The sequence below is a fragment of the Pseudarthrobacter sp. DSP2-3-2b1 genome (genome assembly GCF_049895945.1).
Classification (GTDB): Bacteria; Actinomycetota; Actinomycetes; order Actinomycetales; family Micrococcaceae; genus Arthrobacter.
Window position 1 is genome coordinate 425715 of record NZ_JAFCTI010000002.1, and the last position, 14459, is coordinate 440173.

At 63.2% G+C, this 14459-nt stretch carries 18 protein-coding genes and 1 tRNA gene; 11 read left to right on the forward strand and 8 right to left on the reverse strand.

Annotation, left to right across the window (positions count from 1 at the left end; translation table 11 throughout):
- Positions 1–35: 35 nt before the first annotated feature.
- Positions 36–1277 carry an MFS transporter gene (locus ACP7AX_RS04520; protein WP_426225547.1) on the reverse strand — a complete coding sequence of 414 codons (1242 nt, stop codon included), beginning with the start codon at positions 1275–1277 and terminating at the stop codon, positions 36–38.
- 170 nt (positions 1278–1447) lie between these two features.
- Here ACP7AX_RS04520 and ACP7AX_RS04525 point away from each other — a divergent pair, with 170 nt between their 5' ends.
- The 3 genes from ACP7AX_RS04525 to corA are packed head-to-tail and all read left to right on the forward strand — an operon-like array spanning position 1448 to position 3415.
- Positions 1448–1945 carry an Lrp/AsnC ligand binding domain-containing protein gene (locus ACP7AX_RS04525; RefSeq protein ID WP_131682804.1) on the forward strand — a complete coding sequence of 166 codons (498 nt, stop codon included), beginning with the start codon at positions 1448–1450 and terminating at the stop codon, positions 1943–1945.
- Between the two features lie 47 nt (positions 1946–1992).
- On the forward strand, positions 1993–2418 hold the full coding sequence (locus tag ACP7AX_RS04530) for a DUF1761 domain-containing protein (protein ID WP_426225548.1): 426 nt from the start codon (positions 1993–1995) through the stop codon (positions 2416–2418).
- Position 2419: 1 nt separating this feature from the next.
- Positions 2420–3415: a magnesium/cobalt transporter CorA gene (gene corA, locus ACP7AX_RS04535; RefSeq protein WP_426225549.1), complete on the forward strand. Its 996-nt coding sequence runs from the start codon at positions 2420–2422 to the stop codon at positions 3413–3415.
- Positions 3416–3419: 4 nt separating this feature from the next.
- Here corA and ACP7AX_RS04540 read toward each other — a convergent pair whose 3' ends face one another.
- Positions 3420–5015 carry an ABC-F family ATP-binding cassette domain-containing protein gene (locus ACP7AX_RS04540; RefSeq protein ID WP_426225550.1) on the reverse strand — a complete coding sequence of 532 codons (1596 nt, stop codon included), beginning with the start codon at positions 5013–5015 and terminating at the stop codon, positions 3420–3422.
- Positions 5016–5703: 688 nt separating this feature from the next.
- Between ACP7AX_RS04540 and ACP7AX_RS04545 the strand changes: the two genes are divergently transcribed.
- The 4 genes from ACP7AX_RS04545 (at position 5704) to ACP7AX_RS04560 (ending at position 7882) form a co-directional block, all read left to right on the forward strand.
- Entirely contained in the window at positions 5704–6297 is a 594-nt protein-coding gene (locus tag ACP7AX_RS04545; RefSeq protein ID WP_426225551.1) for an IS110 family transposase, read from the forward strand.
- A gap of 116 nt (positions 6298–6413) precedes the next feature.
- Positions 6414–6791 carry a transposase gene (locus ACP7AX_RS04550; protein WP_426225634.1) on the forward strand — a complete coding sequence of 126 codons (378 nt, stop codon included), beginning with the start codon at positions 6414–6416 and terminating at the stop codon, positions 6789–6791.
- A 315-nt stretch (positions 6792–7106) separates the two neighbouring features.
- Positions 7107–7571, forward strand: coding sequence for a hypothetical protein (locus tag ACP7AX_RS04555; protein WP_426225552.1), 465 nt, complete (start codon positions 7107–7109; stop codon positions 7569–7571).
- Positions 7571–7882, forward strand: coding sequence for a transcriptional regulator (locus tag ACP7AX_RS04560; RefSeq protein WP_426225553.1), 312 nt, complete (start codon positions 7571–7573; stop codon positions 7880–7882). Before ACP7AX_RS04555 ends, ACP7AX_RS04560 begins: the two co-directional genes overlap by 1 nt.
- Before the next feature lie 502 nt (positions 7883–8384).
- Here ACP7AX_RS04560 and ACP7AX_RS04565 read toward each other — a convergent pair.
- Positions 8385–8561, reverse strand: coding sequence for a hypothetical protein (locus ACP7AX_RS04565; protein ID WP_155855702.1), 177 nt, complete (start codon positions 8559–8561; stop codon positions 8385–8387).
- Between the two features lie 163 nt (positions 8562–8724).
- Entirely contained in the window at positions 8725–9147 is a 423-nt protein-coding gene (locus ACP7AX_RS04570; RefSeq protein ID WP_426225554.1) for a GNAT family N-acetyltransferase, read from the reverse strand.
- On the opposite strand from ACP7AX_RS04570, the gene ACP7AX_RS04575 reads away from it, so the two are divergent.
- Positions 9137–9676, forward strand: coding sequence for a hypothetical protein (locus tag ACP7AX_RS04575; RefSeq protein WP_426225555.1), 540 nt, complete (start codon positions 9137–9139; stop codon positions 9674–9676). The genes ACP7AX_RS04570 and ACP7AX_RS04575 overlap by 11 nt on opposite strands.
- A gap of 111 nt (positions 9677–9787) precedes the next feature.
- Here the strand turns inward: ACP7AX_RS04575 and ACP7AX_RS04580 are convergent.
- From ACP7AX_RS04580 to galU, 4 genes are all read right to left on the reverse strand, one after another.
- A tRNA-Ala gene (locus tag ACP7AX_RS04580) sits at positions 9788–9860 on the reverse strand.
- Positions 9861–9963: 103 nt separating this feature from the next.
- The gene (locus tag ACP7AX_RS04585) at positions 9964–10893 is read right to left on the reverse strand and encodes a hypothetical protein (protein WP_426225556.1); all 930 of its coding nucleotides are present in this window, start codon (positions 10891–10893) and stop codon (positions 9964–9966) included.
- Between the two features lie 105 nt (positions 10894–10998).
- A complete protein-coding gene (locus tag ACP7AX_RS04590) occupies positions 10999–11616 on the reverse strand; it encodes a GNAT family N-acetyltransferase (protein WP_426225557.1) in 618 nt (205 codons plus the stop codon).
- Between the two features lie 5 nt (positions 11617–11621).
- Entirely contained in the window at positions 11622–12527 is a 906-nt protein-coding gene (gene galU, locus ACP7AX_RS04595) for a UTP--glucose-1-phosphate uridylyltransferase GalU (RefSeq protein WP_426225558.1), read from the reverse strand.
- Positions 12528–12575: 48 nt separating this feature from the next.
- Between galU and ACP7AX_RS04600 the strand changes: the two genes are divergently transcribed.
- From ACP7AX_RS04600 to cpaB, 3 genes are all read left to right on the forward strand, one after another.
- Positions 12576–13196 (forward strand): 5-formyltetrahydrofolate cyclo-ligase, encoded by a 621-nt coding sequence (locus tag ACP7AX_RS04600; protein ID WP_426225559.1) that lies wholly within the window; start codon positions 12576–12578, stop codon positions 13194–13196.
- Between the two features lie 134 nt (positions 13197–13330).
- Positions 13331–13594: an FmdB family zinc ribbon protein gene (locus tag ACP7AX_RS04605; RefSeq protein WP_131682816.1), complete on the forward strand. Its 264-nt coding sequence runs from the start codon at positions 13331–13333 to the stop codon at positions 13592–13594.
- 113 nt (positions 13595–13707) lie between these two features.
- On the forward strand, positions 13708–14439 hold the full coding sequence (gene cpaB, locus ACP7AX_RS04610) for a Flp pilus assembly protein CpaB (protein ID WP_426225560.1): 732 nt from the start codon (positions 13708–13710) through the stop codon (positions 14437–14439).
- Positions 14440–14459: the final 20 nt, after the last annotated feature.

Sequence of the window (14459 nt, forward strand, 5' to 3'; positions counted from 1 at the left end):
CTGGGGCCAAGGTCACCGGGCCTACCAGGCAGGGGTCAACGGGCCGGGCGGAGGGCGGTCCTGAGGGTCGTTGCCGCCAAGGCAAGGGCCGCGGCGCTGCACAGGACCACAAAGCCCGTGACGGCCGTGTGCAGGCCGAAGGCCGCGGTGGCCCAGCCGAGCCCGATCACCGGCACGGCGCTGCCCAGGTACGTGATGACGTACACGGTGCTGACGATCTGCGCATGCTGCGCGGATTCCACTTTGGCGGCCACGTCATTGAAGACCATCCTGAAGGCGACGCCCTGGCCGAGCCCCGCGCAGACGCTGGCGGCGGCCAACAGCGGCAGACTGCTCCACGCGGCAGCCGTTGCCAGGAGCAGCACGGAAACACCCAGCAGGGCCAGCCCGGCGGGAACGACGAACCGGCCGCGGACAGACAGCAGCTGGCTCAGCGCCGACGCGCCAAGTGTCATCCCCGCCAGCGCACCGATCAGGGGGCGCGAATCTGTCTGGACAACCTGCGCGAAGTAGCCGGGGGCGAGGGACAGGCAGAATCCAAAGACAGCGAAGCTGAGGAATCCGACGGCGGCCGCAAGCCAGAACGCACCCCTCGCCGCCGCGGACACTGAGGGGCGGCGCGGGGCCAGGACCCGGAAGGTACTTCCACCGGCGGGGGGTTTGATGGCAGGACGGGCCTGCAGCAGGTACAGCGGAACGAGCATGGACGCCAGCAGTACGGAGTGAACGTAATACGGGGCCGTAGTGGGCCCAGGCAGCATCGACAGCAAGCCACCGATGAACGGACCGGCGGCCACGCCGCCGGACGTCGCCAGCAGGGTGAACCGTGATGCCCACTCCGGGCGGGACGGAAGCAGTTCGCGCAAAGCAGCCGCGCTCGCACCGGTGGCCAAGGCAACGGCAACCCCCTGCAGTGCCCGGCCGGCGGAGAGAACCATCAGGTTCTCCGCCTGCGAAAATATCCAGCCACCGGCCAGGCCGGCGCAGACGGCGAGGATAAGTGCCGCCCGCCGGCCGATGTGATCAGACCAATGGCCGGCAAGCATCAGCGTGGCCACCAGTGCCAGAACGTAGCTGGCAAACGCTGCTGTGACACCGAGCGAGGAGAGGCCGAGGTTGGCCTGGAGCAGCGGGTACAGGGGTGTGGCCAGGTTGGCGCCCACCAGCAGCGTGAAGATGACGGCGCCGGCCATGACCAGGCGCGCGGTGGTGGAGGCGTCCCAGCCGTGGCGGTCGGCGGTGGCCGGACGCATGCGGAGCTCACTGAAGACTGTCATTGGCGTTGCCTTGGCGCTGACCGGGGCGGGCGGTCCTTGTGGGAGCCTGCCGCGGGAATGGACGTGGATACCTAAAGAATGAAGCTTTACTGCCGGATCAGTAGTGGGTTGATGGCAGACTTGAGCAGAATCGTCAATGATTCCTTCCGCTAGTAACTGAAAGTGACAGTTTGAACACTCTGGACCCCACTGACCTGAAGATCCTGCTGGAACTTGTCCGGGACCCACGCATCCAGATCGGCGAGCTCAGTGAACTGCTGGGGATCGCGCGCAACACGGCACAGTCCCGGGTCCGCCGCCTGCTGCGGGCCGGCGTTCTCCAGGACGGCGGGCGCGAGGTGGATCTCGCCGCGGTGGGGTACGACGTCGTCGCTTTCGTCACGATCGAGGTGACCCACCGCGAACTGGACGGAGTGGTGGGCGCCCTCCGCCTGCTCCCCCAGGTGCTGGAGGTCCACGAGATTTCGGGCCGGGGCGATGTCTGGTGCCGCGTGGTGGCCACCGACACCCACAATCTGCAATCGGCCCTGCGCCAGATCCTCCGGATCAAAGGTGTGATCCGGACCGAAACGGTGCTGGCGCTACACACCCACATTCCGTACCGGACTGAACCTCTGATCAGCCGGCTGGCTCAGGCCGATTCCGGCAAGGCAACACGGCCGCGGTAAAGCCCCCGGCGCCCGGGGGCCTGTCCGGAGGCGGTTAGGATTCGAGGATGGATTGGCTTGCACACATTTCTCAGATCAACTGGCTGGCCGTGGCGCTGGCCTTCATCGCCAGCATGGCCATCGGCTTTGTCTGGTACCTGCCCGCCGTCCTGGGCAAGAGGTGGATGGCCGCCATTGGAAAGACTGAGGAAGACCTGAAGAACGTCAGCGGCGGGGCAGGGATCTGGGTGCCCATGATGGCTGCAGCCGCCCTGACCGCCGTTCTGCTGGCTGTGCTGATCAGCAAGCTGGGCCTGGACAACGCAGTGGCCGGGGGCTGGTTTGCGCTGGTGCTTGGACTGGTTTTCCGCGCCGGCGGCCACGTTATCCACAACGGTTTCGCCGGCCGGCCGGCAGCTGTCACACTGATCGATTCCGGCCACGACCTGCTGGCCATGACGGTGTCCGGCGCCGTCATCGGGGCAATGTCCTGACGTGACGATCATCGACAATGCCGTTTATGTGGACGGCGTCCGCAGCGCGGAACCGGAAAGCCTGGAGCAGACGTTCGAAACCCTTGCCCACCACGGGGGCATGGCCTGGATCGGGCTGTACCGACCTACCGAAGCGGAAATGGCCGCCGTCGCCAATGAGTTCGGGCTGCACAACCTCGCGGTGGAGGACGCCATCTCCGCCCACCAACGGCCCAAGCTGGAGCGTTACGACGAGCACCTTTTCACCGTGCTCCGCCCGGCGCGGTACCTGGATGCGTCAGAGACCGTTGAGTTCGGCGAGCTGCACATTTTCACCGGGCGGAACTTTGTCATCACCATCCGCCATGCCGAAATGGACGGCGTTGCAAGGGTCCGGCGCCGCCTGGAGGGCCGGCCCGAGCTGTTGCGGCACGGCCCGGAAGCCGTCCTCTACGCCCTGCTTGACCTGGTGGTGGACGATTACGCCCCCGTGGTGGCCGGACTCGAGAACGACATCGACGAGATTGAGGACCAGCTGTTCAGCGGGGACACCACTGTCTCGCGGCGAATCTACGAACTCGCGCGCGAAGTCATCCAGTTCCAGCGCGCCATCCATCCGCTGCCCGGCATCATGCAGCAGCTCAGGAAAGGCTTTGAGAAGTACGGGGTCAATACCGAGCTTCAGCACAACCTGCGCGATGTTGAGGACCACGTGCAGCGGGTGATCTCCCGGGCGGACTCATTCCGGGACCTGCTGCAGAATGCCCTCACCCTGGACGGGACACTGACCGCCAACCGGCAGAACGAGGCAAGCGCCGAGCAGAATGAACAGGTCAAGAAGATCTCCTCCTGGGCGGCGATCTTCTTTGCACCGTCCTTCGTGGCGGGCGTGTACGGGATGAACTTCGATTACATGCCCGAGCTTCACTGGGCTCTGGGCTACCCGCTGGCCATTGTGCTGATGGCAGCGACAGCCGGCCTGATGTACGCGATCTTCAAGAAAAAGGGCTGGCTCTAGGGCCCTAGGCCACCAGGAGGTCGACGCTTCCCTGGCCCACGGTTTCAGTGTTGAAGACGAGCCGGCGGTTGGCGATCTTGTCCGTGAAGAACCGGTCATGGCTGACCACCACCACCGCGCCGGGGAAATGCAGCAGGGCGCGTTCCATAACCTGTGTGCTGGAGAGGTCAAGGTGGTTGGTGGGCTCATCCAGCAGGAGGACCGATGCGCCCGAGAGCAGGCATTGCGCCATGGCCACGCGGGACCGCTGGCCACCTGAGAGGTTGCCGATGCGCTGCTTGAGGTCGGCCTCGGAGAACTGGAACATCGCCAGGAACCTGTTCACGGATTTCTTCGTCGCGGTCAGTGCCAGGCTGTCCGGCATCGCATTGACCGCATGGGTGACAGTATCGTCGTCGTCCAGTTCCTCAAGGACCTGGTTGTAGGACACCATCCGCGCCCCCTTTGCCCAGGCAACCGTGCCGGAATCTGCTGGCTCCTCGCCGGTGAGCGCACGGAGCAGCGTGGTCTTGCCGCTGCCGTTGGCGCCGATCACTGCGATCCGGTTGCCCCGTCCGATCTCAAAGCTGAGGCCGCTGAACAGTGTCCTGCCGCCGTAGGCCTTGCTGAGTGAATCCACCCGGCACAGCACGTCCTTGACATACAGTCCGCTGTAGATCTCGGTGATGATCTGGTCCACGGGCCGTGGTGCGCGTGACTTCTTAATTTTGGCCAGCTGGTTCGCCAGGCCTTTGCCGGCGGCTTTGGCGGCCTCCCGGCGGTCGGAGATGCCCTCGGCCTCGAAGGCAAGCAGTTCGGACTCGTGCACAAACTGGCTCTCGAGGGTCTTGAGCCTGAACTGCTTCGCGACCACGTACTCGGCGAAGTTGCCCGGATATTCATGCAGGTGAAAATTCTCCACCTCGATGATCCTCGTGACCACGGCGTCCAGGAACTTCCGGTCGTGGGAGACGATGATCGCGGCACCCTTGAAGGTCCTGAACCAGGCTTCGAGCCATTCGACGCCGGCCACGTCAAGGTAGTTGGTGGGCTCATCGAGCAGCAGGACGTCCGGGGCTTCCAGCAGGATCTTGGCCAGGGCCGCCCGGTTCCGCCAGCCGCCCGAGAGTTCGTCGATGGCGCAGGTACGGTGGTGTTCGCTGAATCCCAAAGTGGTGAGCACCTTGTCGATGGTGCGCGGGTAGTCCCAGCCATCGAGCCTGTCCATGGCTTCAAAGAGCTCGGACTGGCGGTGGATCAGTTCATCCAGACGGGTTGCGTTGCCGGAATCGGCGGCAATCTCTTCATCTATCCGGGCTAGTTCTGCTTCGATCTCCTGGACGTGCGCAAACAGCCCGTTTAGGACCTCGGCGATGCTGGACTCGCCGTTCAGCTCCGAAAACTGTGAGAAGTAGGCGGTCCTGATCCCGAGTTCCACGGCCACCGTCCCGGTGTCAGGTGCCACCCGGCCCAGGATCATTTCGAGGATGGTGGACTTTCCCGATCCGTTCTTCCCGATCAGGCCCACCCGGTCCCCGGCTTCAAGCTTGAAAAAAGCTTCCCGGAGTACCTGTGTTTTGTCGAAGCTGACGTTGACGTCGTTCAGCCGGATCAAACTCATTGATTCTGTCCAATCCAGTGGTAACGCGCGTCATTAGCGGGGAGTTATGGGAAGTGACCGCCGACCCCGTTCGATACAAAGTCGGCACAAGGCCGGTTCATACTCTCTCACGAAACGCCGGCGGGCCGGGTCGGCCTTGACGGTTGCATGTGCCGGGGACAGCATGGGAGAACATGCTGGCGGTCTCCTGAGAGATGGCGGTTGATCATGGCCCGGGGAAGTTTTGACAACAGTTTTTGGACCCAGGAATTTCCGAAATGGGCTGGGGCCGCAGCGATGCTTGGCGGGGTCCTCGGCGCCTTGGCTGCGGTCCTGCACTCCTTGGAACCCACCGGCTGTATCGGTCCGGAATGCGACACGAGACCAATGCGCTCCGGCACAGGATTTGTAGGATTGGCTGGCTCTGTTGCGTCTGGGAGTGTTATTACCGGCCGGTCCGAGACTGGCTGGCAGGCTGGTGCTGTGACTTCGGACAAACGTGGCCCTTGTGTCGTTTTGCCCTTTGGTTTGATCGCGAGGTGCGCTTGCAGGGATCTGCCCGTTCATCTGGAGTCCAGCATCGGTTCTGTCTACTGCGATGGCTTGATTAGAAGCCTGCCCGGCCTCAAAGGTTGTGGCTCATCCCAGACTTGCCTCGCTGTATTCCGCTGATACCCGTAATGATCCGAAGGAATTGCAGGAGGTACAAATGGCCATAGTGGCGCAGTCTTATGACTTTGTTGTTGGCATCGATACGCACTCAAGAACGCATACCTTGGCCATCATCTCCGCGGTAACCGGAGCTGAGATTTCCAACGAAACTTTCCCTTCAACAACCACTGGGATGAAGCGAGCACTGCGCTGGATTTCTCGTCGGAGCGCCGGCGATAAATCACGGGTACTGCTTTCCATGGAAGGAACCGGATCGTACGGTGCCAAACTTCGGCAGCTGGCAACAGAGTCGGACTACCGAGTTGTCGAGGCACCGTTTCCGGAACGTCGGATTGGTCGGAAAAGGGGCAAGTCCGACAGCATTGATGCAGCTCGGGCGGCGAGGGCTGTCCTAGGAATCGAGACGGATGAGCTTCGGGAACCACGTGCCGGCCAACACCACACGGCATTACGGGTTCTCACCATTGCCAGGACTGCAATGGTCCGCGAACGAACCGCGGCTATCAATTCGTTGATCGCGCTGCTGCGCGTCGTCGACCTAGGAATTGAATTACGTAAGTCGTTGACTCCCAAACAATCGAAACCATCGCAGCGTGGAGGACACGGGATGAAGGTGTCGGCACTCGGGTAAGCCGTTCGGAAGCCACTCGCTTGGCCAAACAAATCCTCGCCCTTGACGACCAGCTCGAGCAGAACCGGGCTGATATGGCTCTATTGGTCCAGCAGACCAGCCACGCACTCCTGGACATGCCAGGTGTGGGCCCGATTAGCGCCGCAGCGATTCTTACCGCTTGGTCGCGTCCAGGCCGCGTCCGCTCCGAGGCCGCCTTGGCAGCACTTGCTGGCACATGCCCAATCCCAGCTTCATCAGGCGGAACGACCAGGTACAGGCTCAATCGAGGCGGGGATCGTCAGCTAAACAAGGCGATCCACACGATTGCTGTCGTAAGAATGCGCTGGCATCAGGAGACTAGGGAATATGTGGCCCGCCTGACGCGTGAAGGGCGGAACAAGAAGGAAATCATCCGGAGCCTGAAGCGCTACATCACGCGACAGATCTTTCGAACTCTCAGTACGGCCGGCGAGGTTTTCAGTGGTCACGCTCCTTCAAGGCTCGCTCACTAGAGCTTTTGCGATTCGAGAGATGTGTCAGCCCGCGGGGAGTCTGCGTGGGTTACCACCAGCGGGGTGGTGCATGCCGCCCGCCAGAGAGAGCTAACGTCCAGTAAGGGATCCCTTGCGGGGTGCTCCGCGCGACAAATAGCGCCGTAAAATCGCCGCCATTTACCGCCGAAAGACACAGCCTTGACCAGCAACTGCGCGGAATGTGTGGGTAGGCTCCCGGGGCACGGTGATCGACCGGCTTACGGGCGCCTGGATTGACTCAACCCAATACCTTGGTTCTTGACTTTCCGTATCGGAAATAGATAGTTTTCCAATATGGAAAATGAAAACGGGGGAACTGAAGCAACCGCAGCTCGCAAAGTCCTTGAAACGCTCCGGGAGGACACATCGAGGATCGCCCCGAGAGTTCGTGCTCCATTCTGGTACCGCTTCGGGTTCGCACTGGCGGTGGTTGCATTTATCCGGGCTTTCGGCTTGGAAGGTAGCGCGTTCATCCTGGTCATCTCCATCAGCGCCGCAGCTGCGGTAGGACTGGGCCTTGTCCGCCCCTGGGTCACCAAGACCCAGGCCGATCCCTGGGCCGACGGCCCGGCCCTTCGATGGGGGCTGCTGCAAACGGGGGCCGTATTAGTATGCGGGGCAGCCGGTATTTTCCTCTTTACCGTTACAAACGAGGAATGGGTACTCTGGCTCGGATCCGTCCTCGCAGGCGCCGCATGCCTCTGGTCAAGCGCCCGGATGGAGAATGCACTCGCCAATTCGATCCGCGAGAACCGATAATGCCTACACAAGAATCTCCGCTGCCGGCTTCGGACGACGTAATTCACAGCCCATACCGCCTGCGCATCTGCAGCCTCCTGTACCGGCTCGGCGATACGGAATACCAACTCCTGCGGGACAGCCTGGACATCAGCCCCTCAGTTCTCAGCAAACACCTCAAGCGGCTAGAAGACGCCGGCTACATCCGACTCTCCTCTCGTACGGTCAACACCCGCCCGCACGGCTGGGCCTCGCTCACGGAGACGGGCCAAAAAGCCTTCCTCTCCCACGTGGCATACCTTGAACAGATCATTCACAACTTGGAAACCTAGCGATGCCCATGAACCTATGGCACCTGCCCGCACTCTCAAGAAATGAGATCTCGTTGCGCATAATGCGTCCTGTCAAGTACCGGCTTACACACGTCTAAGCGAGCATCCGGACGGCTAGCATGAGAACTTGCGCTTGTATCTACAGGGACCTTGGGGGCCAGCATGATCAGGAAATCGGTAGCGATGTCGATGCTCGCGCTGGCGGTGAGCCTTACCCTCCTGGTAAGCGGCGGAATCGCGCTCTGGCACGCCGGGATAGTTGCGGACGAGAATAACTTGACGACAAGCTTCACGCCTTTCCTTTGGGTCCCATTCGGGGCGGGACTCATCGGCTTCATGATTAGCCTCCCTTGGTTCCTAGGTGCAGTCACCACCCCACCACGGCCGCGGAGTGAGCGTTAGAGGATCGGCCGAGGAGACACTCTCGACAGGTGCTGCTGAAGGGGAGAGAGCGGCGGCCGGGGTTTCGTGCGTCCGGAACCCCTACCGTCATCCGGCACGATCACCACAAATAGGATTGGCTCACGTCGTAGCCCAGGCCCTCGAGGTAGGTGTTGAGTTGCTGTTGAGCATCGGCACGGTTCCGGAAGCCGGCGAAACTGAATCCGCTCATGTCGGCATCCTCGGGAACCCGAAAAATCATGACGGTGCCGAAGGCGGGGACGCTGATGTGGGCCATGCCGGAGTCCTACCTGTTCGGGTTGTAGCTGCTCGAAGCCATTGTAATCTGTGCCCTCTACAAAAGGGTTTGCTGTGGACAGCTCCGCTCGATGTCGTCGTTTTCGCGCTGCTTCGCGTCCTGGCTGCGTCTCGCAAGCCGATCCTTGAGCCGACGGAAGCCGTCAGTCGAATCTGATGAAGGCTCTGACCGATCCTCCTTGGGATTCCTCGGCCTGGATGTAGCCGAGCGCTTCGTAGAACGCTTTCTGCTTCGGCTCGTTGTCGGTGATCAGTACTTTCTGGCGCACATGCGGGTACTCTCCGAGTGCCCGCTCAGCAAGGGCTCGCCCTATACCTCTTCTGTGATGCGACGGCCGAACAAGGATGTCCTGGAGGTAGCAAATCGAAGCACCATCGGAAATGACACGCGCTAGTCCAACCAGCGTCTGGTCGTCATGAGCGGCCACGAGTGTGGAAGATCCTTCCAGCGCTCGTACGAGATTGTCGGGGTCCTTCGTATAGGCAAGCCATTCCACCGCACGGTATAGCTCAAGGACTTCACTGAGTGGCAGGTCTTGGGCCTTCACTACGTTGATGGTGGTCATGCTCTATCCAAACACGCAGCATTCTCATTGGAGGCGGCTTCGAGCCGCGTGCCCGCAATCCGGTCCCGAATCGGACAAGATGGGATTGAGGTATATAGAAGCATCCCTGCTGACGCTCATCGGGGTTGCGGGCCTGACGATGCTGGCCCGGCGATCCGGCGGCTTCACCAAGCTGGCGAACGCGGGGCTGATTTGTGCAGCCGCCGGCTTCGTCTGGCTGTTCGCCGGCGTTCTGATCCAGGCGCTCGCCTTCGGCGGCGATTTCCCATGGATGCCCTACTTTGTGATCCCAGGAATGCTGGCCGTCATAGCCGGCCTGCTGCTGATCGGCATATTCATCTTTCGCTCAGGAGTTCTTCCCAGGTGGCTCGGGATCCTCTTCATAGTCAGTACTATCGCCTTGATGGCCGCCAATGAGCAGACGGCGGCCGTTCTCCTGTGCATACCGTTCGGGCTGGCCATGGTGGCTTCCGGATACTTCATGTGGACCGGCGCGACCGGCTACGCGGCCGCCCCGGCCAGGGCGTAAACCTTTAGCGCGGCGAACAGTTCAGACACCATCTAAAAGCCGCGGAGGTGGGGAAAGGCATCAGCATTTGCGGAGTGCAGGAGGACCAATGCCGACGGCCCCTGCAATTTGTGGAGCTAAGGAGATTCGAACTCCTGACCTCTTCGATGCGAACGAAGCGCTCTACCAACTGAGCTATAGCCCCGGAACAGTCCGCTTTCACGAGGTCGGCGGCACCGGTGTCCTTAGGCTACAAATTTTCCCGCCGCATTGCCAATTAGGCGCACGCCAGTCAGGCGGATTGCTGATCAGGCGCGGCGTCGCTGCAGGACGTCGTCGAGATTGCTCAAGGCGCTCTGGGCCTTGGTGAGGGGCCGCTCCGGAGCAGCCTCAGGAGCCGCGGCGGGGGTGCCCTGCTTCAGGGACGGCTTGCCGGCTGCCTTGGGCGCCTCGGGGAGGTCAAGGGGCGCAGGAGCTGGACGCTCGGCCTTTGCCGCCTCTACGTACACGGGCTTGGGCACGTCCACGGGTTCCCAGGTTGTTTCTGCCGGGACCGGGCCGGCGGGTGCTTTGGCGCTCATGTCCCCGGCCGCAACGGCTACGGCCAGTGCCGCTTCGCGAAGTTCCACGGCGGTCAGCGGCTTCGGAGCGGGAGGGTGGTGGGCCTCGGCGTCGAAGAGCCGGCTCTCCGGCTGCGCCGCGGCCGGCTTGCGGACCGTGGCGCTTGGGCTGGCAGGACCCTGTCGGCGCTGGGGGGCGCTCATGGCTGCACGAAACGCCGCATCCACCTTGGCTTTGCGGTCACGCACAGCCAGAAAGCGGAGCAGGACGAGACCCGCAACTGTGATTGCCACGCAGGTGAGCGGCAGAACCGCCGTACCCAGTCCGAAGATGAGTAACATGCCCGAAACGAAGGCAGTCAGCAGTGCCACCACGGCAACGAGCGCAATGCCCGTTCTGCCATAACGGATCCGGAACGCGCCCGGCTTGGGGCTGCCGGCCGGTTCCGTCGCGGTTTCGGGGCTCTTCCTGATCTCCATGGCGTTCTCCTGCTGGGCGGTGACGTTGAGTACCATCCCGGCCCTCGGGTCCGGTTCAAAGGCTGGCACTTCAGCAAGGTAATCGGCACCGGCCTGGACCGGGTGCCGGCGGTTGCGAAGGATGTACGGTGCGACCCACACAATCCAGAGCACGACGGCAACCACAAGGATCACTGAGCTGCTAAGGGGAAAGTCCACAATCAAAACCGTATGAGCATTACACCGGCCGCTCCCGCATTAGCCCCGGTGTGTCGTCCGCAACGTGGTAAATCAATGGATTTATGTCCCGGAAAGCCCGCGCCCTCAGGGACGGGACGCGAGCCACCGGGGCAGCAGACCCTCGGGAACCTCTTCGGCCGTCAGTGCGAATGTCCGGTGGTCCGCCCACTCCCCGTTGATGTGCAGGAAGCGCGGCCGGTACCCCTCGTCACGGAAACCGAGCTTTTCGACAACACGCAGGCTGGGGCCGTTTTCCGGACGGATGTTGATCTCCATCCGGTGCAGGCCCAACGCCTTGAAGCAATGGTCGGTGGCCATCGCAACTGCTGTTGGCGCGATGCCGTGGCCGGCCCGCGCCTGGTCAACCCAGTAGCCCAGGGTGGCCATCATGGCCGAACCCCAGACAATCGAGGACACCGTCAACTGGCCCACAATGACCGGCGCGGATGAGGACGACACGCGTTCGGTGATGAGGAAGGGCAGCGCCGTTCCCTGCGCAGCCTGGGCTTTCAGGGACCGGACCATCTGCCGGTAATCCGGCAGCCCGCCGCCGGGCATCGGGTTCGAAGCCTCCCACGGCGCCAGCCACTCATTGTTACGCGCCCGCACCTGGGTCCATTCCTTCTTATCCCGGTACCGGATGGGGCGCAGGACCAGGTCGCCGCACTCCAGCGTTACCGGCCAGATGGGTCCGGAGCCCACGGCAGTTACTCGGCGAGACCGGCAGTGAAGCCCGGCAGCCATTCCCGGAGGCCGGGGCCGAGGTCATCGCTGTCAATGGCAAGCTGAACGCAGGCTTTGAGGTAGCTGAGCTTGTCCCCGGTGTCGTACCGGCGGCCACGGAAGATCACACCGTAGACGCCATAGCCCTCGGCGCTTCCCGCGGCGAGTTCCTGCAGCGCGTCCGTCAGCTGAATTTCGCCGCCGCGGCCGGGCCCGGTCCGCTCCAGGACGTCGAAGACGGCCGGGTGGAGGACGTAACGGCCAATCACGGCCAGATTCGAAGGCGCGTCGGCGACGTCGGGCTTTTCGACAAGCTTGTTGATCCGGACGTAGCCTTCGCCGTCGATCTCCTCAACGTCGGCACAGCCGTAGGCGCTGATCTGGGAGGGCTCCACCTCGATGAGGGCCACCACGGATCCGCCGGTCTTGGCCTGGACTTCGATCATGGTGCTGAGGAGTTCGTCCCGGGCGTCAATAAGGTCATCGCCGAGGAGCACCGCAAAAGGTTCGTTGCCCACGTGCTGCTTGGCGCGCAGAACGGCATGACCGAGTCCGTTGGGATCGCCCTGGCGGACGTAGTGGATGTCGCCAAGGTTGCTGGCTGCCTGGATGGATTCGAGTTTCGCGGTGTCACCCTTGGCAGACAGGGTGTCCTCCAGCGACGGAACCCGGTCAAAGTGGTCCTCAAGGGCCCGCTTGTTGCGGCCGGTGATCATGAGGATGTCGTTCAGGCCAACGTTCACGGCCTCTTCCACCACGTACTGGATAGCAGGCTTGTCCACCACCGGAAGCATTTCCTTGGGCATCGCCTTCGTGGCAGGCAAAAACCTGGTGCCAAGGCCGGCGGCAGGAATAACGGCCTTGCGAACTGTCTGCTGAGTGGTAGTCACTGGACTAATCTAACGGCAGAGCGAATCATTCAGTAATTAGGGAGCGGCATGTCCGGGACCATCAGCGAAACGAAGGAAAGCATCCGCGCACTCCACCGTGAGCGCCGCGCCGCAACGCACCCCGGCCAGCGGGACGAGGCGGGAGCAGCCCTTGCAGTCCACGGATCTGCGTGGGCCCGGCAGCTGGCGGGTGATACGCCGTCGACCTTCTGCGCGTACCTGGGTGTCGTACCCGAGCCGCCCACCCTGCCGCTGCTCCAGGAACTGCACCGGCTGGGACACCGGGTCCTGCTCCCCGTCTGTGAACCCGGCAGGCGGTTGAGCTGGGCGGACTGGACCCCGGCAGTCGAATTTGTCCGCAGCCGTTTTGCCCCGGTCCTGGAACCCGCCGGAGCACACCACGACGGCGGCATCATGGCAGCGGTGGCCGGGCTCTACATCCCGGCCACGGCGGTGGACCGAAGCGGCAACCGGATAGGCCAGGGCGGCGGCTACTACGACGTCCTGCTCGCTGCCCTTGCAGATGAGGGCCTGGAGATCCCGCTGGCAGCCATCGTCTTCGATTCAGAACTGCTGCCGGCCGGAACCATCCCCGCAGAGGCCTTCGACCGGAAAGTTCCGGCTGCCCTCACCCCGTCAGGTCTTGTCCGGCTCTCCGACGGTAGGTGAGTGAGGCCCGGCTCCGGAAAGGGCGCCCGGAGGGGATGCTAGAATTAGCAGTCAGGCCCTGCGACTGCTAATGACCGGTTGATTCCGCTCCACGCAGCACGGGACCTCTGTTTTGTCCAAGAGGAGGAGCACCAGTGCCCACGTACGCGTACGCCTGCAAGGATTGCGGCCATGCCTTCGATATTTTCCAGTCGTTCACGGACAGCACGCTGACGTCCTGTCCTGAGTGCCAGGGAGCCCTGCGCAAGAAGTTCAACAGCGTAGGCGTTGTGTTCAAGGGCTCCGGTTTCTACCGCACCGATTCCAGGGACGCCAAGGGAAGCACAGTTTCTCCGGCGCCCGCTGCTCCGGCCGCCCCTGCGGCCAAACCGGCACCCGCTGCTGCCGCCGCGAGCTGACAGCCCTGCCGCTCTCTCCCTGCCCGGGCAATGCCCGACGCCGGCACCACCGTTGTCCACATAGGAACCTCTGCGCCTGTTGGGCTTAGTCCCGCAACCGTAGCGTGGTTCCCATGCCCGCTACCCTCTTCCAACGCAGCCGCGGTTCTGCCCCGCCCGGCCGCCAGGTCCGCCGCCAGCACCCGTCGACTCGCACAGGCCGGCGGCGCAGCCACGCGTTGTCCTCCTGGCTCAGCCGGAACCGGCGCCTCGCCATTGCACTCCTGCTTTGTGTTGCTGCCGGGATAACTGTCCACCAGCTCACTCCACCGCCTGCGGACTCCGTGACAGTACTGGCTGCCGCCCGGGATCTTCCCGCTGGCACGGCGCTGGCTGAGGCCGATCTGGTGGCCACGCCGGTCCCCCAGCAACTGGTGACCGCCGGGTCAGTGGCCGGGCCCAGCCAGGCCACCGGCAAACAGTTGGCGGCCCCTTTGCGGAAGGGCCAACTCCTCACCGACGCCCAGCTTCTGGGACCCGGCCTCCTGACCGGAACTCCCGCAGGCTCCGCGGCAGTGCCCCTGCGGATGGCGGATCCCTCCTCCATCCAGCTGGTATCGCCGGGGCAGCTGGTCAATGTGGTGCTGACCGGGGCGAACGGCTACGACCAACAGTCCCCCTCCGAGGTGCTGGCGTCTTCAGTTCCAGTCCTGTGGACCTCGGGCCAAGGTGGCCAGACGGGGCAGTGGCTCGGTACCGGTGAGACTGAAGGGCTGATCGTGGTGGCAGCCTCCCCGGATCAGGCGGCCCGCCTGGCAGGCGCCTCAACCCAGGGCAAGCTGTTCTTTGTGCTCGTGGGCCCTTAGCATGCGGCTGCGTGACGCGC